Origin of the sequence: Streptomyces sp. NPDC001714 (assembly GCF_042892755.1) — a bacterium.
Lineage (GTDB): Bacteria > Actinomycetota > Actinomycetes > Streptomycetales > Streptomycetaceae > Streptomyces.
In genome coordinates, this window is sequence record NZ_JBIAUL010000017.1 from 210757 (window position 1) to 232092 (window position 21336).

The following is a 21336-nucleotide window of genomic DNA, read 5'->3' on the forward strand; positions in this document are numbered from 1 at the left end:
CCCACGCGGCGGAGCCGCACGTCGAACACAGCCCCGCGTCCCCGAAGGGGCACGCTTCAGCGCAGGGAATTGAGCAGATCCACCCTGTTCGTGGTGATCGAGTCGACGCTCATGTCCAGCAGGCGGCGCATCGAGCGGCGGGTGTCCGGGGTCCAGCAGGAGACCAGGTGGCCGCTGCGGTGGACGTGTTCGACCAGGGCGTGGTCGAGCAGGCTGAAGCGGTAGTTGAGGTAGCGGGGGCGGATCGCGGCCAGGAGCGCGGGGCGGGTCGGGGCCAGGCTCTTGCGGGTCAGGGCGATCTCGGCGGACGGGTCGGCAGCCCGGACCGCCAGCATCGTGACGGCGTCCCCCGTGTAGTAGACGCGGTCCGTCGCGTCGCACTCCCGGGCCACGGCCACGATCCTCGCCACCGCCCGCTCGCTCGGGTCGCCGGGCAGGTCGAGCATCATCCGGCTGCCCTCTGTCGCCGCCAGCGCCTCGGCGAGGGTCGGGACACCACCCGCGGTGAGGCCGCGCACCTCGTCCGCCGACAGGGCGTGCAGCGGGCGGTCGTGCTCCCACAGCCGCTTGAGCGTGGCGTCGTGCAGGAGGACGGGAACGCCGTCACGGGTGAGCCGTACGTCGGTCTCCACCGCGTCCGCGCCCCGGTGGAGCGCGGAACGCAGGGAGTCGAGCGTGTTCTCGCGGAAGCGGTAGGGGTCGCCGCGGTGGGCCACGGCGGTCACGGTCTGCATGAGCCCATGGTCTCAGGGCTCCGCAGGGGTTCCGCGGCGCCTCGTCAGGGGGCGAGCCACGCCTTCGTGTACGCGTCGATCTCGGCCGAGATCCGCGCCTTGCCCGTCAGGTCCAGGAAGGACGCCTCCACCGCGTTCCTCGCGAGGTCCGCGAGGCCGCGCTCGTCGAGGCCGAGGAGGCGGGCGGCGACGGCGTACTCGTTGTTGAGGTCGGTGCCGAACATCGGCGGGTCGTCGGAGTTGACCGTGACCAGGACACCGGCGGCCACGAAGTCCTTGATCGGGTGCTCCTCGAGGGTGCGGACCGCGCGGGTGGCGATGTTGGAGGTCGGGCACACCTCGAGGGCGATGCGGTGCTCGGCCAGGTGGGCGAGGAGCTTCGGGTCCTGCGCGGAGCTGGTGCCGTGGCCGATGCGCTCGGCGCGCAGGTGGGTCAGCGCGTCCCAGACCGTCTCGGGTCCGGTGGTCTCGCCCGCGTGCGGGACGGAGCGCAGGCCGGCCGCGACGGCCCGGTCGAAGTACGGCTTGAACTGCGGCCGCGGCACGCCGATCTCGGGGCCGCCGAGACCGAACGAGACCAGCCCCTCCGGGCGCAGGCGGTCGTCGGTCGCCAGCCGTGCCGTCTCCTCGGCGGCCTCCAGACCCGCCTCGCCGGGGATGTCGAAGCACCAGCGCAGCACCGTGCCGAACTCGGCCTCCGCCGCCTTCCGCGCGTCCTCGATCGCGTCCATGAACGCCCGCGCGTCGATCCCGCGCCGGGTGGACGAGAACGGGGTGATCGTCAGCTCGGCGTAGCGCACCTGCTGGCGGGCCAGGTCGCGGGCCACCTCGTAGGTGAGCAGCCGCACGTCCTCGGGCGTGCGGATCAGGTCGACCACCGACAGGTAGACCTCGATGAAGTGCGCGAAGTCCGTGAAGGTGAAGTAGTCGGCCAGGGCCTCGGGGTCGGTCGGGACCTTGGAGTCGGGGTGCCGGGCGGCGAGTTCCGAGACGATGCGGGGGGAGGCGGAGCCGACGTGGTGGACGTGCAGTTCGGCCTTGGGCAGCCCGGCGATGAAGGCGTGCACGTCGTGCACGTCGTGCGCATCGCGCAGGGCTGCGGGGTCGGTGCGGCGGTCGGTCAAGGGTTCCTCCCCGGAACGGCGCGGGCCGCCTACGGCGGGGTACGGCCGTGGGGCCCGACGCGGTGATCGGCTGATCGGTGATGCGAGGTCATCGTAGGCCGGACCGGCGTTCGACAGGACCGGGCCGTAGCATGACGGCGGCACGCGGTCGGGGAGAGGGGACATCGCGAGATGGCTGACGAGGCGCCGGAGACTCCGAGGGTACGGCTGGACAAGGGGGAGGGGGCCGCGGCACAGGCCCCGGTGGTACCGCCGTCGGTCCACGACCAGCGGACGGTCGCGGAGACACCGGGGCCGGACGCCTCCGCGGGCGCACCGCCGCAGGGCTGGGCCAGCCCCTTCGCCGCGCCGTCCGGCACGCCCCCGGCTCCGCCGGCGAACCCCTTCGCGGCGCCGGATCCCGCCGGACCGCCGCCCCGTCCCTACGCCCCGCCGATGGCGCAGCAGCCGCAGAGCGCGGCGGTGCCGCCACCGCCGATCGCCCCGAACGGGCCGGGGCCGGTCCCGTACGGCTACCCCGGCGCCCCTGCTCCCGGCGGAGCTCCGGTGCCGGGGTACGGCCATCCCGGCCGGCCGCTGCCGTCGTACCCGGCCGGGCCCGGGGGATACGGCGGCTGGCCGGGGATGCAGCCGATGCCCGACAACGGGCTGGGGACGGCCGCCATGGTGACGGGGATCATCAGTGCGATCGGGTTCTGCCTGGCACCGGTCGCGCTGGTGACGGGGGTGCTGGGCATCGTGCTCGGGTCCATCGGGCGGGGCCGGGTGAAGCGGGGGGTGGCGACCAACGGCGGGCAGGCGCTGGCCGGGATCATCTGCGGGTCGGCGGGGCTGGTGCTCGCCGCCGTGTTCATCACGCTGATCGTGGTGGCGGGGCACCAGTAGCTCGGGTGGTTCGGTGGGTGGTCGGGTGCGGGTGGGTGGGGGCTGGTCGGGCAGTTCCTCCCCCAGCCTTCGGCCGGGGGCACCCCCAGCGCCCTTGAGGTAGGGCCGGTCCCGTCGGACGGAAGTCCTGCGCCCCTCAGACGGAAGCAGTCCCCTCTGTCTCCAACCGCTCCCGCGCCTCCATCAACGCGAACCCCAGCAGGTTCAGCCCCCTCCACCGCTGCGGATCCTCCGCCCCCGCGTCCCTCGCCGCCAGGCCGATGCCCCACACCCGGTCCACCGGGCTCGCCTCCACCAGGACCCGGTCGCCGGTCCCCAGCAGGAAGTCCCGTAGCCCGGTGTCGGCGGCGAACTTGTGCACGCTGCCCTCGGTCACGAGCCCGAAGCGCTCCCGCTCCCATATCGCCTCGTCGAAGCCCCGGACCAGGCGGCCCGCCTTCTTCGCCTCGGCGGGGTGGGCCGCCGCCAGGGCCGCGCGCTCCGCCGCCGCGTCTCCGAAGAGCCGGGCCTTTCCCGCCATCATCCAGTGCTCGGCGGTCGCGTACTCCACACCGTCGACCACGAAGGGCGACGGCCACCACTGGCTCAGGCAGCTCGCGGAGACCCGCCCGTCCGCGCTCGGCCGGTGTCCCCAGAAGTGCAGGTACTTGATCCTGGCCCCCGCCTGGACCGCCCTGATCAGGGCCTCCACAGAATCGATCTTCGCCATGCACGCCAGTCTTTCGGGCACCACTGACACTCCGTCCCGCCTTTTCTCTGCCGACTCGACACCTGGTCGACAGATTCCGTCGCGTAACCAAAAGGCAACAACGGAATCACTTGTTGGACTCCCTCTGCTCTGTCAGGATCGGCAGTCAAATCGAGCTGGAGCTACGCCACCCGCCTCTCGGGACGGGCGACGGCGGAGGAGACGCGACATGGACAACCCGGGCACCGCCACCCCGGAGACCTTCCCCGCGCAGGAGCGGCTCGCGGGCGGCGCGCAGTACATCGCGGGCCGGTTCGCCAAGGGCACGTCAGGCCGTACGCACGCCGTCGTCGACCCGGCCACCGGCGCGGACGTCTACACGTACGAGCTGGCCGGCACCGAGGACGTCGACCGGGCCGTGGCCGCCGCGCGGGCCGCCTTTCCCGGCTGGGCCGCGACCACGCCCGGCGACCGGTCGGACGCGCTGCACCGGTTCGCCGCCGTGCTCGCCGACCGTGCCGAGGAGTTCGCCCGCGCCGAGTCCCTCCAGTGCGGCAAGCCGCTGAAGCTGACGCGTGAGTTCGACGTGCCGGGTACCGTCGACAACACCGCGTTCTTCGCCGGTGCCGCCCGGCATCTGCAGGGCCAGGCCGCAGCCGAGTACTCCGGTGACCACACGTCGTACATCCGCCGTGAGCCCATCGGCGTCGTCGGGTCGATCGCGCCCTGGAACTACCCGCTCCAGATGGCCGCCTGGAAGATCCTCCCGGCGATCGCCGCCGGCAACACCATCGTGCTGAAGCCGGCCGAGCTCACCCCGCTCACGTCGCTCCTCTTCGCCGAGGCCGCCACGCTCGCCGGTATCCCGGACGGTGTGATCAACATCGTCACCGGGACGGGGAAGGTGGCCGGTGAGCACCTCGTCGGGCACCCCGACGTGGCCATGACCTCCTTCACCGGGTCCACCGGTGTCGGCAAGCGGGTCGCCGAGGTCGCCACCGCGACCGTGAAGCGGCTGCACCTGGAGCTCGGCGGCAAGGCGCCGTTCGTGGTCTTCGACGACGCGGATCTGGAGGCGGCCGTCAACGGCGCCGTCGCGGGTGCGCTCATCAACACCGGGCAGGACTGCACCGCCGCCACGCGCGCGTACGTGCAGCGGCCGCTCTACGAGGCCTTCGTCGAGCGGACGGCCGCCCTGATGGAGACCGTGCGGCTCGGAGACCCGTTCGCGCCGGGTACCGACCTCGGGCCGCTGATCTCGCACGCGCAGCGGGACCGGGTCGCCGCCTTCGTGGAGCGGGCGCGCGGCTACGCGCGCGTGGTGACCGGTGGTGAGCCCCCGCAGGACGAGCTGAAGAGCGGCGCCTACTACCGGCCCACCCTGATCGCCGACGCGCCGCAGGACAGCGAGATCGTCCAGTCCGAGATCTTCGGGCCGGTGCTGGTCGTCCTGCCGTTCGACACTGATGATGAGGGCATCCGGCTGGCCAACGACACCCCGTACGGTCTGGCCGCCTCCGCCTGGACCAGTGGCGTCTACCGGGCGAACCGCGCGACCCGCGAGATCAAGGCGGGGTGTGTGTGGGTCAACGACCACATTCCGATCATCAGCGAGATGCCGCACGGCGGCTACAAGGCGTCCGGCTTCGGCAAGGACATGTCGGCGTACTCGTTCGAGGAGTACACCCAGGTCAAGCACGTTATGTTCGACAATACGGCGGTGCCGCGGAAGGACTGGCACCGCACGATCTTCGGGGACCGATAGTCAGATCTCCGGCCGCTCATCACGGCCCCCTTCCCGAAAGGGCATCAAGCGCATGAGGCAGTACGAGCCCGACCGCCCGACCCCGGTCGAAGTGGCCGCGATGCGGCGCAGTCTCCGCACCGGCCGGGCCGCCCTGGCCCGCCGGTCGTTCCTCGGCGGCGCGCTCGCGGTGGGCGGCGTCGGGGCGCTGAGCGCCTGCGGCATCCCCGCGGCCGGCAAGTCCCAGGGCGGGGTCTCCGCCGACGACCACTCGGCCACGGAGAAGGTCGTCAACTTCTCCAACTGGCCCGAGTACATCGACGTCGACGACAGCGGGAAGAAGCATCCGACCCTTGACGCGTTCCGCAAGCGGACCGGGATCACGGTCAAGTACACCGAGGACATCAACGACAACGACGAGTTCTTCGGCAAGATCCAGCCGCAGCTCGCCGCCGGCCAGGACACCGGCCGGGACCTGATCGTCCTCACCGACTGGCTGGCCGCCCGCATGATCAGGCTCGGCTACGTCCAGAAGCTGGACGCGTCCAACCTGCCGCACGCCTTCGCCAACCTGTCGGACCAGTTCCGCAGCCCCGACTGGGATCCGGGCCGGGCCTACTCGTACCCCTGGCAGGGCATCTCGACGGTCGTCGCCTTCAACAAGAAGGCGCTGAACGGCGTCGAGGTGAAGTCGGTCTCCGACCTGCTCGACAACCCCGCGCTCAAGGGCCGGGTCGGGCTGCTGACCGAGATGCGGGACACCGTCGGCATGACCATGCTCGACATGGGCATCGACCCGGCGAAGTTCACCGACGACGACTACGACACGGTGATCGCCCGGCTGCAGAAGGCCGTCGACAAGGGGCAGATCCGCCGGTTCACCGGTAACGACTACACCTCGGACCTCAGCAAGGGCGACCTGGCCGCGTGCGTCGCCTGGGGCGGCGACATCGTCCAGCTCCAGGCCGACAACCCGGACGTCGCCTACGTCATCCCGGACAGCGGCTACATGACGTCGACCGACAACATGCTGATCCCGAACAAGGCGCGCCACAAGACGAACGCCGAGCGGCTCATCGACTACTACTACGAGCCCGAGCAGGCCGCGGAACTCGCCGCCTACATCAACTACGTCAGCCCGGTCGCGGACGTGCAGCCGTACCTTGCCAAGATCGACAAGACGGCGGCGACCAACCCGCTGATCGTTCCCGACAAGGCCATGCAGGCCAAGTCCCGTGCCTTCCGCTCCCTGAGCTCGAAGGAAGAGACGGCCTACCAGCAGAAGTTCGCGAAGCTCACAGGGGCGTGACGACACCATGACGACAGACAGCAGCGGCGACGTCCGCCTCACCGGCATCGGCAAGACCTACGACAACGGCTTCACCGCCGTACAGCCGATGGACCTGACCGTGCCGCAGGGCTCCTTCTTCGCCCTCCTCGGTGCCTCCGGCTGCGGCAAGACCACCACCCTGCGCATGATCGCGGGGCTCGAGGAGCCGACCACCGGCAGCGTGCACCTCGGCGACCAGGACGTGACCCATCTGCCGCCGTACAAGAGGCCGGTGAACACGGTCTTCCAGTCGTACGCCCTCTTCCCGCACCTCGACATCTTCGAGAACGTCGCCTTCGGCCTGCGCCGGCGCGGCATCAAGAGCGTGAAGAAGCAGGTCGAGGACATGCTGGAGCTGGTCCAGCTCGGCGAGCAGGCGCGCAAGAAGCCGCACCAGCTATCCGGCGGCCAGCAGCAGCGCGTCGCGGTGGCCCGCGCGCTCATCAACCACCCCAAGGTGCTGCTCCTCGACGAGCCGCTCGGCGCCCTCGACCTCAAGCTGCGCCGCCAGATGCAGCTGGAGCTCAAGCGGATCCAGACCGAGGTCGGCATCACCTTCGTGCACGTCACGCACGACCAGGAGGAGGCCATGACCATGGCCGACACGGTCGCCGTGATGAACGCGGGACGCGTCGAGCAACTCGGCTCGCCGGCCGACCTCTACGAGAACCCGAACACGACCTTCGTCGCGAACTTCCTCGGCACCTCGAACCTGATCGAGGCCGAGGTAGACACGAAGAGCGGGGACGACATCATCCTCAAGGCCGGCGGCGGGAAGCTGGTGCTGCCCGAGGCGCGGTGTTCGGCGCCGACCACGACCGGCGGCAAGGTGCTGGTCGGGGTCCGGCCCGAGAAGATCTCCCTCACGCACGCGGACGACGCGGGCTCCATCCCCGAGGGCCGCAACCGCATCACCGGCAAGGTCGCCGACGCCAGCTTCATCGGCGTCTCCACGCAGTACGTCATCGACAGCGCGGTCTGCCCCGAGTTCGCGGTGTACGTGCAGAACGTCGAGCGCGACGGGCGGCTGGTGCCCGGTGCCGACGTGGTCCTGCACTGGAGCCCGGCGCACACCTTCGGTCTCGACGCCGCCCAGGACATCGACGCCGGCACCGAGGAGGAGGCCGCCTGATGGCCACGCTCTCCGAGGCGCCCCCGCCCCTGGCGCCCGCCGAACCCGAGACGAAGAAGCCCCCGCGCAAGCGCGGCAGGTGGACCCCCTACTGGCTGCTGCTGCCCGGCATCCTCTGGCTGGTCGTCTTCTTCGCCCTGCCGATGATCTACCAGGGGTCCACGTCGATCCAGACGGGCTCCCTGGAAGAGGGCTACAAGGTCACCTGGCACTTCGCGACCTACTGGGACGCGCTGAGCGAGTACTGGCCGCAGTTCCTCAGGTCCGTCTTCTACGCCGCCGCCGCCACGGTCCTGTGCCTGCTGCTCGGCTACCCGCTGGCCTACCTGATCGCCTTCCGCGCCGGGCGCTGGCGGAACCTGATCATGATCCTGGTGATCGCGCCGTTCTTCACCAGCTTCCTGATCCGCACCCTGGCCTGGAAGACGATCCTCGCCGACAACGGCCCGGTCGTGCACACGCTGAACTCGCTGCACATCCTGGACCTCACCAACTTCCTGGGCTGGACGGCCGGCGACCGTGTGCTGGCCACCCCGCTCGCCGTCGTCTGCGGTCTGACGTACAACTTCCTGCCGTTCATGATCCTGCCGCTCTACACCTCGCTGGAGCGGATCGACGGACGGCTGCACGAAGCCGCCGGCGACCTGTACGCCAAGCCGTGGACGACGTTCCGGAAGGTCACCTTCCCGCTGTCGATGCCGGGTGTGGTCTCCGGCACGCTGCTGACCTTCATCCCGGCGGCCGGTGACTACGTCAACGCCGAACTCCTGGGCTCGACCGACACCCGCATGATCGGCAACGTGATCCAGACGCAGTTCCTGCGGATTCTCGACTATCCGACAGCGGCCGCGCTCTCCTTCATCCTCATGGCCGCGATCCTCGCCATGGTCACCCTCTACATTCGCCGGTCCGGGACGGAGGATCTGGTCTAAATGCCCTTCGTCAAGTGGTTCAAGAAGAATCTCGTCGTCATCGCGGGACTCCTGACCCTCGGATATCTCCTCCTTCCGAACGTCATCGTCACGGTGTTCTCCTTCAACAAGCCGAAGGGGCGTTTCAACTACGAGTGGCAGCAGTTCTCACTCGACGCCTGGAAGCAGCCGTGCGGGGTCGCCGACATGTGCGGCTCGCTCTCCATCAGCCTCCGGATCGCCGCCCTGGCGACGATCGGGGCCACCGTGCTCGGCACGATGATCGCCTTCGCGCTGGTCCGCTACCGGTTCCGGGCCCGCGGCGCCGTGAACTCGCTGATCTTCCTGCCGATGGCGATGCCCGAGGTCGTCATGGCGGCCTCGCTGCTCACCCTGTTCCTCAACATGGGCGCCCAGCTGGGCTTCTACACCATCCTGATCGCCCACATCATGTTCTGCCTCAGCTTCGTCGTCACCGCGGTCAAGGCGCGCGTCATGTCGATGGACCCGCGCCTCGAGGAGGCGGCCCGGGACCTCTACGCCGGACCGGCGCAGACGTTCCTCAGGGTCACCCTTCCCATCGCGGCCCCCGGAATCGCGGCGGGCGCGCTGCTGTCCTTCGCGCTCTCCTTCGACGATTTCATCATCACCAATTTCAACGCGGGCTCCACCGTCACCTTCCCCATGTTCGTCTGGGGCTCGGCACAGCGTGGCACGCCCGTCCAGATCAATGTCATCGGTACGGCCATGTTCCTGGTCGCCGTACTGTTCGTCCTGGCATCGATGCTCATCAACAACCGCCGCAACAGGCAAAAGGCATAACCCCTTGATTGACTCTGTAGGGAGTTGAAAATCATGGCCCCAAGCGCCATGAGCCGTCAGGCAGATTGGACCAAGTCTCTCTCCGAAGCACAGCCGGTTTCGTACTGGCTCGAAGACCCCGGCAAGCCCCACCCCGAGCCCGCGCTGACCGGCGCCGACACCTGCGACCTGCTGGTCGTCGGCGGCGGCTACAGCGGACTGTGGACCGCGCTCAACGCCAAGGAGCGCGACCCCGGGCGCGATGTGGTCCTGCTGGAAGGCCACGAGGTGGGCTGGGCCGCCTCGGGCCGCAACGGCGGCTTCTGCGCCGCCTCCCTCACCCACGGGCTGCCCAACGGCCTCGCCCGCTGGCCCGAGGAGATCCACGAACTGCAGGAGCTGGGCCGGCGCAACCTCGACGAGATCGAGGGCGCCGTCGCCCGGCACGGCATCGACTGCGAGTTCGAACGCACCGGCGAGATCGACGTCGCCACCGAGACCTACCAGGCCTGGGAACTGCGCGACTGGCACAGGAAGCTGGAGCAGCAGGGGCTCGCGGACGGCATCGAGTTCCTCGACGCCGACGCGGTCCGCGAGCAGGTCGCCTCACCCACCTTCGAGGCGGGCCTGTACGACCGTCGCGGCGTGGCCATGCTGCACCCGGCCAAGCTCGCCTGGGGTCTCAAGCAGGCCTGCCTCGCGCTCGGCGTCCGGGTGTACGAGCACACGCCCGCCCTCGACCTGAAGGCCTACGGCACCGGCATGGCCGTACGCACCTCGTACGGCACCGTCCGCGCCCGGCGGGTCGCGCTCGCCACCAACATCTTCCCGAACCTGCTCAAGCGGGTCCGCGCCTACACCGTCCCGGTCTACGACTACGCCCTGATGACCGAGCCGCTCACCGCGGAGCAGCTCGGCGCGATCGGCTGGAAGAACCGGCAGGGCCTCGGGGACTCCGCCAACCAGTTCCACTACTTCCGGCTGTCGGCCGACAACCGGATCCTCTGGGGCGGCTACGACGCCATCCACCACTACGGCGGCCGGGTGCGCCGCGAGTACGACGACCGTCCGGAGACCTACGCCAAGCTCGCCGGTCACTTCTTCACCTGCTTCCCGCAGCTGGAGGGCGTCCGCTTCACGCACGCGTGGGGCGGCGCGATCGACACCTGCTCCCGCTTCTCGGCGTTCTTCGGCACCGCGCACCAGGGGCGGGTCGCGTACGCCGCCGGGTACACCGGCCTGGGTGTCGGCGCCTCCCGCTTCGGCGCCGACGTGATGCTGGACCTGCTGGCCGGGGAGGAGACCGAGCGCACCCGGCTGGAGATGGTCCGCAAGAAACCGCTGCCGTTCCCGCCCGAGCCGTTCGCCTGGACGGGCATCGCCCTGACCAAGTGGTCCCTGGCCCGCGCCGACGCCCATGGCGGCCGCCGCAACCTGTGGCTGCGGACGATGGACCGGCTGGGGCTGGGCTTCGACAGCTGAGCCGGTTCGATATGTGATCCAGCTCACTTCAATACGGTGCCGAAACCCGAGTAATGGCCCCGGAAGACCTCCCTCTCTCCCCGTGACGCGACGCCCGCGTCCACGAGTGAGATGGGGAGGTCTTCTGATGACTGGGGCGAAGACGGCGGTCGAATGGCTGGCATCCGTCGCACCGGATCCCGAGGCCTGCCGCTGGGAATGGGAGCGCAGCCCCCGGGGGGTCGCGCTGCTGCCCGCGGGCAGGGCCTGGGACGTGCTGATCCTGCCGGGCGAGCTCGGCTATCCGACCCTCGACGTGCTCACCCGCGTCCTCGACCGGCCGGGGCCCGTCCTCGTCGACTTCGGGGACGACCGGGTCGGTTTCTTCGTGCCGCCCGGCACGGCGGCCCGGTGGCTCGGCACCGGGATCCGCACGGCGGGCGCCGGCACCTGGATCGTCGTGCCGTATCCCGGCCGGTCGACCCAGGGGGTGCGGTGGCTGGTGGCGCCGGACGGGTCGGGGACGCTGACGGATCCGGCGCTGCTGGAGCTGGCCATGCACGAGGCTGCCGCCGGCTTGGCCGACGGTGAGTAGGCGCCGACGGTGACTGGGCGTCGTGGAGGGCGCGGTCGGCGGTCGGGTGCGGTGGCGTCGTGGCGGGTGTGGTCGGCGGTCGGGTGTGGCGGCGTCGTGGCTGGTCGCGCAGTTCCCCGCGCCCCTGAAGGGGCGCACTGTCGGACCGTCGGCAGATCGGTGCCGCAGCTCTTGACAAGTGAATTGGTCTGGACCAAGTTGAGCGCGCACCCCACCTCCAAATCCCCCATCCCCGGAGGCACTTGTGGTTCGCGCGAGACCTGTCCTCACCATGCTCACGGCCGCGTTGCTGGCCGTACCCGGTATCACCGCGCTCTCGTCGGCCGCCCGTGCGGCCGACGCGGACCTCGTCGTCAACGGCGGGTTCGAATCGGGCCTCTCCGGCTGGACCTGCACGGCGGGCAGCGGTACGACGGTCAACTCGCCCGTGCACAGCGGCAGTTCCGCGCTGCAGGCGACCCCGGCCGGCAGTGACAACGCCCAGTGCGCGCAGACCGTGACCGTCAAGCCGAGTTCGCAGTACACCCTGTCCGGCTACGTCCGCGGCTCCTACGTCTACCTCGGCGCGAGCGGCACCGGCACCACCGACGTCTCCACCTGGACCCAGTCCGCCCCCGACTGGCAGAAACTCACGACCACCTTCACCACCGGCGCCTCGACCACCAAGGTCACCATCTACACCCACGGTTGGTACGGCACCGGCGCCTACGACGCCGACGACGTGTCGCTGGTCGGACCCGGTGGCTCCACGGGCCAGCCGCCGGCCGCGCCCACCGGCCTCGCCACCGGCACGATCACCTCCTCCAGCGTGGCCCTGTCCTGGACCGCGGTCACCGGCGCGACGAGCTACGCCGTCTACCGGGACGGGACCAGGGTCCAGACGGCGACCGGGACGTCGGCCACCGTGACCGGGCTGAACCCGTCGACGGCGTACAGCTTCCAGGTCACCGCCGTGAACGACGCCGGCGAGTCCGCGAAGTCGGCCGCGGTGACCGCCACCACCGGCGCCGGCTCCTCCGGAGGCTCCACCGGCCTGCCCACCCACGCCCTGGTCGGCTACCTGCACTCCTCCTTCGCCAACGGCTCCGGCTACACCCGGCTCGCCGACGTCCCCGACAGCTGGGACGTCATCGACCTCGCCTTCGGTGAGCCGACCTCGGCCACCTCGGGGGACATCCGCTTCAACCGCTGCCCGGTCACCGAGTGCCCGAACGTGGAGAGCGACGCCGACTTCAAGGCGGCGATCAAGGCCAAGCAGGCGGCCGGCAAGAAGGTGCTGATATCCATCGGCGGCGCCAACGGCCAGGTCCAGCTCACCACGACGGCCGCCCGGGACACGTTCGTCTCCTCCGTCTCGAACATCATCGACACCTACGGCCTCGACGGCCTCGACATCGACTTCGAGGGCCACTCGCTCTCCCTGGACGCGAGCGACACGGACTTCAAGAACCCGACGACCCCGGTGATCGTCAACCTCATCTCCGCGCTGAAGACCCTCAAGGCCAGGTACGGGTCGAAGTTCGTGCTGTCCATGGCGCCCGAGACCTTCTTCGTGCAGATGGGCTACCAGTACTACGGCACCGGCAAGTGGGGCGGCCAGGACCCGCGCTGCGGGGCGTACCTCCCGGTCATCTACGCCCTGCGCGACGACCTGACCCTGCTGCACGTCCAGGACTACAACTCGGGCTCGATCATGGGCCTCGACAACCAGTACCACTCCATGGGCGGCGCCGACTTCCATATCGCCATGACCGACATGCTGCTCACCGGCTTCCCGGTGGCGGGCGACGCCGGCAACGTCTTCCCGCCGCTGCGCCCCGACCAGATCGCGATCGGCATGCCGGCGTCGACCAACGCGGGCAACGGCTACGTGGCACCGTCCGAGGTCACCAAGGCCCTGGACTGCCTGACGAAGAAGACGAACTGCGGCTCGTACGCCACCCACGGCACCTGGCCGGCCCTGCGCGGCCTGATGACCTGGTCGGTCAACTGGGACCGGTTCTCGAACTGGGAGTTCCAGAAGAACTTCGACGCGTACTTCGGGTGAGCAGCAGGCCCAGTGACGTCAGCAGGACGGTGGCCAGGCACCAGCTGGCCACCACGTCCAGCGGCCAGTGGTAACCGCGGCGGACCAGGCCGTAGGAGACGCCGAGGACGAGCGCCGTGCAGACACCGACGGCGGTCCGGCGGGCCGTCGAGGACGTGAGCCACGGGAGGAGGAGCAGGGTCGCCGAGCCGTACGCGATCGCCGCCGTCGCCGTGTGGCCGGAGGGGAAGTAGCCGACGGCCGGGGGCACCGCCGGGGTTCCCGGACGGGCGGTCCAGTCCTTGAGCGGCACGATGACCGCCGGGACGAGGGCCATCAGGACGGCGGCGGCCGCGGGCGGCAGCCACCAGCGGTCTGTACCAGTGGCACGGCCGCGCCGGGCGACGTACGCGCTGACGAGCACCAGGACCGGGACCGCGACCTGCACGTTCCCGAGGTCGGAGAGGAGCTCGGAGAACCGGTCCGGGTGGACGAGTGCGCTGCTCAGGCGGCTGTCCAGGCGGAGCAGGGGGCCGTGGGCCACGACCTGCCAGGTGATCAGCGCGAAGAGGAGGGCCGGCAGCCCCAGAAGTCCCAGGAGTCCCGCGAGGGGAGAGCGAAGGAAGGAGGTCGGCCGCCCCGGAACAGGGGGGGTGGTTCCGAGGCGGCCGTCCGGATCGGAATGTCGCGCGCCCCGGGGGGTTTGGGGCGAGCGACTGTCCGATCGGTGAGGAGATCCGGAGCCGGAGGCCCCGGTTGTGTGCGCGAGGGCACGACCAGGTCGAAGCTGGGGAGGCCCCGGCCTGAAATCGCCCACAGTCCCCTGTGGGCGGGGTGTATCTCTCATCTGGGTAGAACCTACGGCAGGGTCCGGTGCGGCGACAGGCTGAATCGCGTCCCGTCATCCACCTCGCACACCTTCTTCACACGGCCTGACGGGGGCCGCCCCAGCCCCCCACATCACGCCAGGTGGGAGGGTTGGGGCGGTGGTGGCACACGGGTTCGAGACCCGGTGCGCCGGCTGGGAGAAGCCTGTGGCTCAGATCCGCGTGAAGGCCTGCTCGATGATGTCGAGGCCCTCGTTGAGGAGGTCCTCGCCGATGACCAGCGGGGGCAGGAAACGGAGCACGTTGCCGTAGGTGCCACAGGTCAGGACCAGCAGTCCCTCCTGGTGGCAGGCCTTGGCGAGGGCCGCGGTGGCCTCCGGGTTCGGCTCCTTGGTGGCGCGGTCCTTGACCAGCTCGATGGCGATCATCGCGCCCCGGCCGCGCACGTCGCCGATGACGTCGAACTTCTCGGCCATGGCGGTCAGGCGGGGCTTCATGATCGCCTCGATGTTCTTCGCCTTGGCGTTGAGGTCGAGCTCCTTCATGGTCTCGATGGCGCCGAGCGCACCGGCACAGGCGACGGGGTTGCCGCCGTAGGTGCCGCCGAGGCCGCCCGCGTGCGCGGCGTCCATGATCTCGGCGCGGCCGGTCACGGCGGCCAGCGGCAGACCGCCGGCGATGCCCTTGGCCGTGGTGATCAGGTCCGGGACGATGCCCTCGTCCTCGCACGCGAACCACTGACCCGTACGGCAGAACCCGGACTGGATCTCGTCCGCGACGAACACGATCCCGTTGTCCTTGGCGAACTGGCTGATCGCCGGCAGGAAGCCCTTCGCGGGCTCGATGAAGCCGCCCTCGCCGAGCACCGGCTCGATGATGATCGCGGCGACGTTGTCGGCGCCGACCTGCTTGCTGATCTGGTCGATGGCCTGCCTGGCGGCCTCGGGACCGGCGTTCTCCGGCCCGGTCGGCCAGCGGTAGGCGTAGGCCACCGGGACCCGGTAGACCTCGGGCGCGAACGGACCGAAGCCGTTCTTGTACGGCATGTTCTTCGAGGTCAGCGCCATGGTGAGGTTGGTCCGGCCGTGGTACCCGTGGTCGAACACGACGACGGCCTGGCGCTTGGTGTACGCACGCGCGATCTTCACGGCGTTCTCGACGGCCTCGGCGCCGGAGTTGAACAGCGCCGACTTCTTGGCGTGGTCACCCGGGGTGAGCTCCGCGAGGGCCTCGGCGACCTCCACGTAGCCCTCGTACGGGGTGACCATGAAACAGGTGTGGGTGAAGTCGGCCAGCTGGGCGCTCGCGCGGCGTACGACGGCCTCGGCGGAGGCACCGACCGACGTCACGGCGATGCCGGAACCGAAGTCGATGAGGCGGTTGCCGTCGACGTCCTCGATGATGCCGCCGCCCGCGCGCGCGGTGAAGACGGGCAGCACCGAACCCACACCCTGCGCCACCGCGGCGAGACGGCGGGACTGCAGCTCCTGCGACTTCGGGCCGGGTATGGCGGTGACGACGCGACGCTCCTGCGGAAGTGCGGTCATGGGGGCTCCCTGATGAGTGGTGCGAACCGATGCGTGCCGGGCGCGTCCCGTCCGGTTGCTCCGGTGGTGCGTTTTCGGACGCTTTCCTTCTTTCTTCGCAGGCTAGGGCCGGGTGTGGGAGGTGGGCATGCTCCATGTGGGCGTTGTCGGAGAGTGACGTTGTCCGCGATGGACATAGTGCGGTCGGGGGGGCCGGTGCCCGGCCGCACGGCTCCTCGGCCGCGTAAGCGGTGAACTCCCCTTGTCGGGGCGTTAGATTGGCCGCTGACGGTGGACGGAAGAACGGCTGGTCAGGGAGCGAGAGCGATGGACAGCGACGGCACGCGGGACACGCGGCGTACGCATGCGAATCCTGTGCCGCGTCCGGCGGGGCCGCACGACGCGGACGCGGTGCCCACCGAGGCACCGGCGGTACCGCCACGGCCCACGGCGCCGCCGTCGGCGGTGCCGCCGCTGCCGGACGGCTCGGCCTTCCTCACCTGGCTGCGGGCGCCCCGGCCCGAGGCGGCGCCGGGGGTGTGGCGGCTCGGGTACCGGCCCCGGGCGGAGCAGGAACCCGAGGAACTGCCCACGCGGCAACTGCTCAGCGGCGCCCTGATCGCCTTCCTGGTGGGGTGGCTGGTCTGGTCCCTGCTGACCCACGGGTACCTGGGGGCGTGGTGGGGTCTGCCGCTCCAGCTGCTTCTGCCCGCCTCGTGGCAGGGCGCGAACGCCACGATCTCCCCGACCGCCACCCGCTTCATCTACGAGGGGTACACGTACCTGGTCGCCCTCAGCATCATGCTCGTGGTGGGCAAGCTCGGCCGGTGGGGTGAGGTGTGGAGGCGGTTCGTGGCGCCCCGGTTCAGGGCCGCGGCGTCCGCAGGGTCCCGCCAGGAGCCTCCGGCGCCGTCGGAGGACCCCGCCCAGTGGCCCCACCTGCGTGCCGCCGGGGCCGACGCCGCCGCCGACCGGCTCGCCGGTGAGGCGCGCAGCGGACTGATGCGGGACGTGGACCACGCCCGGATCGCCCGCGCCTGGCAGGGCGTGCGGAGCGGCCGGCACAGCATGGCCACCTTCACCGCCGCCGTGGTCAAGGACGGCGCCGCCGCCTGCCTGCACCCCTCCGGCGAACGCGACCTGCCCGCCCGGCACGCCCGCCACGACCTGGTCACCGGCCAGGTCCGGCTCGGCAGCACGGCCGACGACCCCCGCAACCCCTACCGGTACCGGGGCACCGGCCTCGCCCTCGGCCCCGAACTGCTCGGCACCTCGCTGCTCGCCGTCGGCCCGGCCGGCTCCGGCAAGACCGGCAGCCTGGTCCGCCCGCTCGCCGAGTCGCTCTGCCTGCACGCGCTCGCCGGCCGCGCCTCCGTGGTCGTCGTCGGCGCGGCCGGCGCCGGCCTCGGACCCGCCGACGCCTACGACGTCGTCGTCCGCATCGCCCACCCCGATTCGGTCTACGACCTCGACCTGTACGGCGGCACCACCGACCCCGACGAGGCCGCCGCCATACTCGCCGAGGCCCTCGCCGGCGACCTCGCCGACCCGCACCCCGGCAGCGACAGCCGCCGCTCCACCACCGTCCTCGCCCAGCTGCTCGGCCCGTTCAAGGCGGTCCACGGCCGCTTCCCCTCCGTCCCCGAACTCCGCCAGCTCCTCGACGGCTCCCAGGGCCCGCTCGGCGCGCTCCGCAAGGCGCTGACAGCGACCGGCCACGAGTCGCTGCTGCGCGAACTGGACGCGCGGGAACGCCAGATGGGGCACCCCGGGGACGTCGGCGCGGTCCTCGCCGACCGCATCGCGCTCCTCGACCGCCCGGCCTTCGCCGGCTTCTTCGACACCTCCGGCCAGTCCCGGCCCTTCTCCCTCAAGGCGCTCGACCACCCGGTCCGGGTCCGCATCGACCTGCCCGAGCGCGGCCACGCGGACGCCTCCCGCATCCTGGCCCGTCTGGTGCTCGCCCAGTTCACGGCGAGCGTGGCGGTACGGGACGACCGCTCGCTCTTCTCCTGCCTGCTCCTGGACGACGCGACGGGCGTGGTGACGCCGGAGGCGGTCCGCGCCGTCCAGCGGCTGCGCTCCGCGAACGCGGGCGTCGTACTGACCCTGCGCACCCTGGACGACGTACCCCGCCCGCTCCGCGGCCCCCTGCTCGGCGCCACCGGCTGCAGGATGGCCTTCGCCGGCCTCACCCCCTGGGACGGCCAGGACTTCGCCGAGGTCTGGGGCAAGGAGTGGACCGAGGCCCGGGACGTCACCGACCGCCAGATCATCGCGGAGACCCCGGCGGGCAAGGCGCTGCACGTCGTACGCCGGGTGATCACCGGCAAGGCGGCCACGGCGCGGGCGGTCACCGTCCGGCAGGTGGAGCGCGAGCGCTGGTCGGCGTCGGAACTGGCCCACGGTCTGCCACCGGGCCACGCGGTCCTGTCCCTCACGACGGTCAAGGGCGAGCACGCGCCCCCGCTGCTGGTGGACCTGAGGGCCGGCGGCCGGCTCTGAACACCCGGGCGCACGGGACCGTACAGTGAGGCAGAATCGATGGAGGCCGTTCATACGGGACGGCCAAAGACCATTCTCCTCGCTCACGACCCAAGAGAAGATCTGACGGCCTGATGCCACCGACGCTCGCCTCGCTCGTCCACCACTCCGCGCTCAAACTGACCGTGCGCGCGGGCGAGGACCGCCTCGACGTGCCCGTGCGCTGGGCCCATGTCAGCGAACTCGCCGACCCGGTGCCGTACATGGAGGGCGGGGAACTGCTCCTGATCACCGCGCTGAAGCTGGACGCGGAGGATCCGGAGGCGATGCGGAAGTACGTGAAACGGCTGGTGGGAGCCGGGGTGGTGGGCCTCGGCTTCGCCGTCGGGGTCAATTACGACGAGATTCCCGAGGCCCTGGTCGACGCGGCGGAACACGAGGGCCTGCCCCTCCTCGAAGTACCGCGCCGCACCCCCTTCCTCGCCATCAGCAAGGCGGTGTCGGCGGCGATCGCGGCCGACCAGTACCGGGCGGTGACGGCGGGCTTCGCCGCCCAGCGGGAACTGACCAGGCAGGCGCTGAACGCCGGACCCGAGGGCCTGCTCACCGCGCTCGCGGCGCAGGTGGACGGCTGGGCGGCGCTGTACGACGCGTCCGGCGCGGTCGTCGCCACGGCACCGGAGTGGGCGGGGCGCCGGGCGGCCCGCCTGACGGCGGAGGTGGAACGGCTCCGGGAACGCCCGGCACCGGCCTCCTCAGTGGTCGGCGGCCCCGACAACGAGGACCGGGTGGAACTCCACTCCCTCGGGACCGGCCGCCGCCCGCGAGCGGCCCTGGCGGTCGGCACGGCCTCGGCGCTGGGCACGGCGGAGCGCTACGCCGTCCACTCCGCGATCGCCCTCCTCACCCTCACGACGGAACGCTCCCGCTCGCTGCACGCGGCCGAGCAGCGGGTCGGGGCGGCGGTGCTGCGCATGCTGCTCGCCGGACAGCCGGACCATGCGCGCGGGGTCGCCGGGGACCTGTACGGCGGGCTGCTCGACGCCCCGTTCCGGATGATCGTCGCGGACGGGGGAGGCGAGCTGCTGGCCGGCCTCACGGAAGCGGTGGAGTCGGCCGCGGCCCGGTCCGGGGAGGCGGTGCTGGTGGTGCCCGAGGGGGAGCGGCTGGTGGTGCTGGCCGCGGACGGGGGTGCGGCGGTGGCGGCGTGCGTCGAGTACGCGGCGGCGCGCGAGGCCGCGCGGGCGGTGCCGGCGGAGCAGGGCGGCGGCGAGGACGACGAACTGGTCGTGGGCCTCTCCGCCCCGTCCGGCCCGATCGCGGCGGCGGCCGCCTACAAGCAGGCCGAACAGGCGCTGTCCGTGGCCCGGCGGCGGGGCCGGGTCCTGGTCGAGCACGACCAGCTGGCGTCGGGCTCGGTCCTTCCCCTCCTCGCCGACGACGCGGTGAAGGCGTTCGCGGACGGTCTGCTGAGGCCGCTGAACGAGCACGACGCCACCGGTCGCGGTGACCTGGTGGCGTCCCTCCGGGCCTGGCTCTCCCGGCACGGCCAGTGGGACGCGGCGGCGGCCGACCTCGGCGTCCACCGCCACACGCTCCGCTACCGGATGCGCAGGGTGGAGGAGATCCTGGGCCGATCCCTGGACGACCCGGACGTACGGATGGAACTGTGGCTGGCCCTGAAGGCGACGTCTGCGGAATAGCCACGCGCGGCCCTGCGCACCCACCCACCCACCCGACTCGCTCGGCCGAGCCCCCACCGCCCCGGCCGGGGCCGGCCGTCCGCGCGCCCGCCGTTGCCCACGGCCTCACCGCCGTGGGCGTTCCAGCGCGGTCCGGTGATCGGAAACCCACTGACAGGCCGTGAACCGAGGACTCCTCGGCCCTCGCCGTCCACACCGAGATCCCGCGGAGCACCACTCCAGCCACCGGCTTCGAGCGACCTCAGCAGGTCAGCCACGAACGTCGTGCAAGCCGGGGCCGGACGGCGCACGGTGTCCCCGGCACGGACGACGGCATTGCCGAGACCTCCGGGCAAGGGCGACTCGGGCATCCGCCCACTCCGCCTGAGCGCCACCGTCAACGCTGCACAACCTGCCCCGAAGCCCCCGGGGCGGGAGCCCGTGGACCGGCCAGGTCACCCGACGAAGCGCAGGACTTCGCCGCCGAAGTCCTCGGGGTGCTGGAAGAGGAACGCGTGACCTGCGTCTCCGTAGATGACGGTCTTGGAGTCGGGGACGGCCTGGGCCATGGCGTACGTCTGGTACGCGTGTTCCATGACGTCGTGGGCGCCGTTGGCGAACAGGGCCGGCACCGCGAGGTGGTCGAGTCGGCTCCAGGCGGAGTCGATGCCGCTGTTCCACCGGATGATGGCGTTCATCTGCGCCTCGCGCACAGACGCGGGCACGTCCTGTCCGGAGTGGGCCAGGCGCCGGTCGATGCGGCGCAGGGAGTCCAGTCCTGCGGTCCGGCCGGTCTCGGTCTCGGGGTAGAAGAGGAAGAGGAAGTCCTCGTCGTCGTTCTTCTCACGCGTGGCGTGCTCGGGGACCCGGGGGTCCGGGCCCGGGTTGCCGGGCACGCCGCCGGGGCCGCTGCCCGCGACGACGAGCTTGCGGACCCGCTCGGGGTGTTCGAGGGCCAGGTCGAGTGCGACGAATCCGCCCATGGACCAGCCCAGCAGGTCCACCTTCTGCAGTCCGAGGGCGTCGAGGAAGGCCACTGCGACATCGGCCATGCCGCGAACGGTGTCGGCCGGCTTCCCGCCGGAGTAGCCGACACCGGCGCTGTCGAAGACGATCACGCGACGGCGTGCCGCGAGTACATCGAGCAGGGCGGGGTCCCAGTGGTCGAGTGTGCCGCGAAAGCGGTTCAGGAGCAGCAGGGGAGCTGCGGTGACCCGCCCGATCTCGCGGTAGGCGAGCGCTCCGTACGGGGTGTCGACGTGCCGTGTTTCGGCCGAGTCGAACAGGTGGCTTGGCATCGGTTCTCCTTCAGGGACGGGGGAGTTGCCCGTCCAGTAGGTGGCAGAGCGGGGAGGTGGCGTTCTGGCGTGGTCGGTGGAGAGGGCG

The 21336-nt window shown here is 71.2% G+C and carries 16 protein-coding genes and 1 pseudogene; 11 read left to right on the forward strand and 6 right to left on the reverse strand.

The window, feature by feature from the left end:
* Positions 1 to 56 precede the first annotated feature (56 nt).
* Entirely contained in the window at positions 57 to 734 is a 678-nt protein-coding gene (locus ACFY0P_RS37480; protein ID WP_388923744.1) for a glycerophosphodiester phosphodiesterase, read from the reverse strand.
* A gap of 44 nt (positions 735 to 778) precedes the next feature.
* Positions 779 to 2023, reverse strand: a pseudogene (locus ACFY0P_RS37485) (adenosine deaminase).
* A gap of 6 nt (positions 2024 to 2029) precedes the next feature.
* Here ACFY0P_RS37485 and ACFY0P_RS37490 point away from each other — a divergent pair.
* Entirely contained in the window at positions 2030 to 2743 is a 714-nt protein-coding gene (locus ACFY0P_RS37490; RefSeq protein WP_388923747.1) for a DUF4190 domain-containing protein, read from the forward strand.
* A 136-nt stretch (positions 2744 to 2879) separates the two neighbouring features.
* Here the strand turns inward: ACFY0P_RS37490 and ACFY0P_RS37495 are convergent, their stop codons facing one another.
* Positions 2880 to 3452: an NADAR family protein gene (locus ACFY0P_RS37495; RefSeq protein ID WP_388923749.1), complete on the reverse strand. Its 573-nt coding sequence runs from the start codon at positions 3450 to 3452 to the stop codon at positions 2880 to 2882.
* 208 nt (positions 3453 to 3660) lie between these two features.
* Here ACFY0P_RS37495 and ACFY0P_RS37500 point away from each other — a divergent pair, with 208 nt between their 5' ends.
* From ACFY0P_RS37500 to ACFY0P_RS37535, 8 genes are all read left to right on the forward strand, one after another.
* On the forward strand, positions 3661 to 5196 hold the full coding sequence (locus ACFY0P_RS37500; protein WP_388923752.1) for a gamma-aminobutyraldehyde dehydrogenase: 1536 nt from the start codon (positions 3661 to 3663) through the stop codon (positions 5194 to 5196).
* A gap of 52 nt (positions 5197 to 5248) precedes the next feature.
* A complete protein-coding gene (locus ACFY0P_RS37505) occupies positions 5249 to 6484 on the forward strand; it encodes a spermidine/putrescine ABC transporter substrate-binding protein (RefSeq protein ID WP_388923755.1) in 1236 nt (411 codons plus the stop codon).
* 7 nt (positions 6485 to 6491) lie between these two features.
* Positions 6492 to 7637 carry an ABC transporter ATP-binding protein gene (locus tag ACFY0P_RS37510; RefSeq protein ID WP_388923757.1) on the forward strand — a complete coding sequence of 382 codons (1146 nt, stop codon included), beginning with the start codon at positions 6492 to 6494 and terminating at the stop codon, positions 7635 to 7637.
* A complete protein-coding gene (locus ACFY0P_RS37515) occupies positions 7637 to 8569 on the forward strand; it encodes an ABC transporter permease (RefSeq protein ID WP_388923759.1) in 933 nt (310 codons plus the stop codon). The genes ACFY0P_RS37510 and ACFY0P_RS37515 overlap by 1 nt, the downstream gene beginning before the upstream one ends.
* A complete protein-coding gene (locus tag ACFY0P_RS37520) occupies positions 8570 to 9370 on the forward strand; it encodes an ABC transporter permease (protein WP_388923762.1) in 801 nt (266 codons plus the stop codon). It begins immediately after the preceding gene.
* Between the two features lie 33 nt (positions 9371 to 9403).
* Positions 9404 to 10831 (forward strand): NAD(P)/FAD-dependent oxidoreductase, encoded by a 1428-nt coding sequence (locus ACFY0P_RS37525; protein ID WP_388923766.1) that lies wholly within the window; start codon positions 9404 to 9406, stop codon positions 10829 to 10831.
* 127 nt (positions 10832 to 10958) lie between these two features.
* Positions 10959 to 11405, forward strand: a complete 447-nt coding sequence (locus tag ACFY0P_RS37530; protein ID WP_388923772.1) for a hypothetical protein — start codon at positions 10959 to 10961, stop codon at positions 11403 to 11405.
* 271 nt (positions 11406 to 11676) lie between these two features.
* Complete coding sequence (locus ACFY0P_RS37535) at positions 11677 to 13452, forward strand: chitinase (RefSeq protein ID WP_388923941.1); 1776 nt, start codon at positions 11677 to 11679, stop codon at positions 13450 to 13452.
* Here ACFY0P_RS37535 and ACFY0P_RS37540 read toward each other — a convergent pair.
* Complete coding sequence (locus ACFY0P_RS37540; RefSeq protein ID WP_388923775.1) at positions 13391 to 14248, reverse strand: phosphatase PAP2 family protein; 858 nt, start codon at positions 14246 to 14248, stop codon at positions 13391 to 13393. The two genes, ACFY0P_RS37535 and ACFY0P_RS37540, sit on opposite strands and share 62 nt — an antisense overlap.
* 222 nt (positions 14249 to 14470) lie before the next feature.
* Positions 14471 to 15805 (reverse strand): 4-aminobutyrate--2-oxoglutarate transaminase, encoded by a 1335-nt coding sequence (gene gabT, locus ACFY0P_RS37545; RefSeq protein WP_388923778.1) that lies wholly within the window; start codon positions 15803 to 15805, stop codon positions 14471 to 14473.
* Between the two features lie 306 nt (positions 15806 to 16111).
* Between gabT and ACFY0P_RS37550 the strand changes: the two genes are divergently transcribed.
* On the forward strand, positions 16112 to 18289 hold the full coding sequence (locus tag ACFY0P_RS37550; protein ID WP_388923781.1) for an ATP-binding protein: 2178 nt from the start codon (positions 16112 to 16114) through the stop codon (positions 18287 to 18289).
* Positions 18290 to 18402: 113 nt separating this feature from the next.
* Entirely contained in the window at positions 18403 to 19971 is a 1569-nt protein-coding gene (locus ACFY0P_RS37555) for a PucR family transcriptional regulator (protein WP_388923784.1), read from the forward strand.
* Positions 19972 to 20405: 434 nt separating this feature from the next.
* Here ACFY0P_RS37555 and ACFY0P_RS37560 read toward each other — a convergent pair whose 3' ends face one another.
* A complete protein-coding gene (locus ACFY0P_RS37560) occupies positions 20406 to 21248 on the reverse strand; it encodes an alpha/beta fold hydrolase (RefSeq protein ID WP_388923787.1) in 843 nt (280 codons plus the stop codon).
* Between the last annotated feature and the right edge of the window lie 88 nt (positions 21249 to 21336).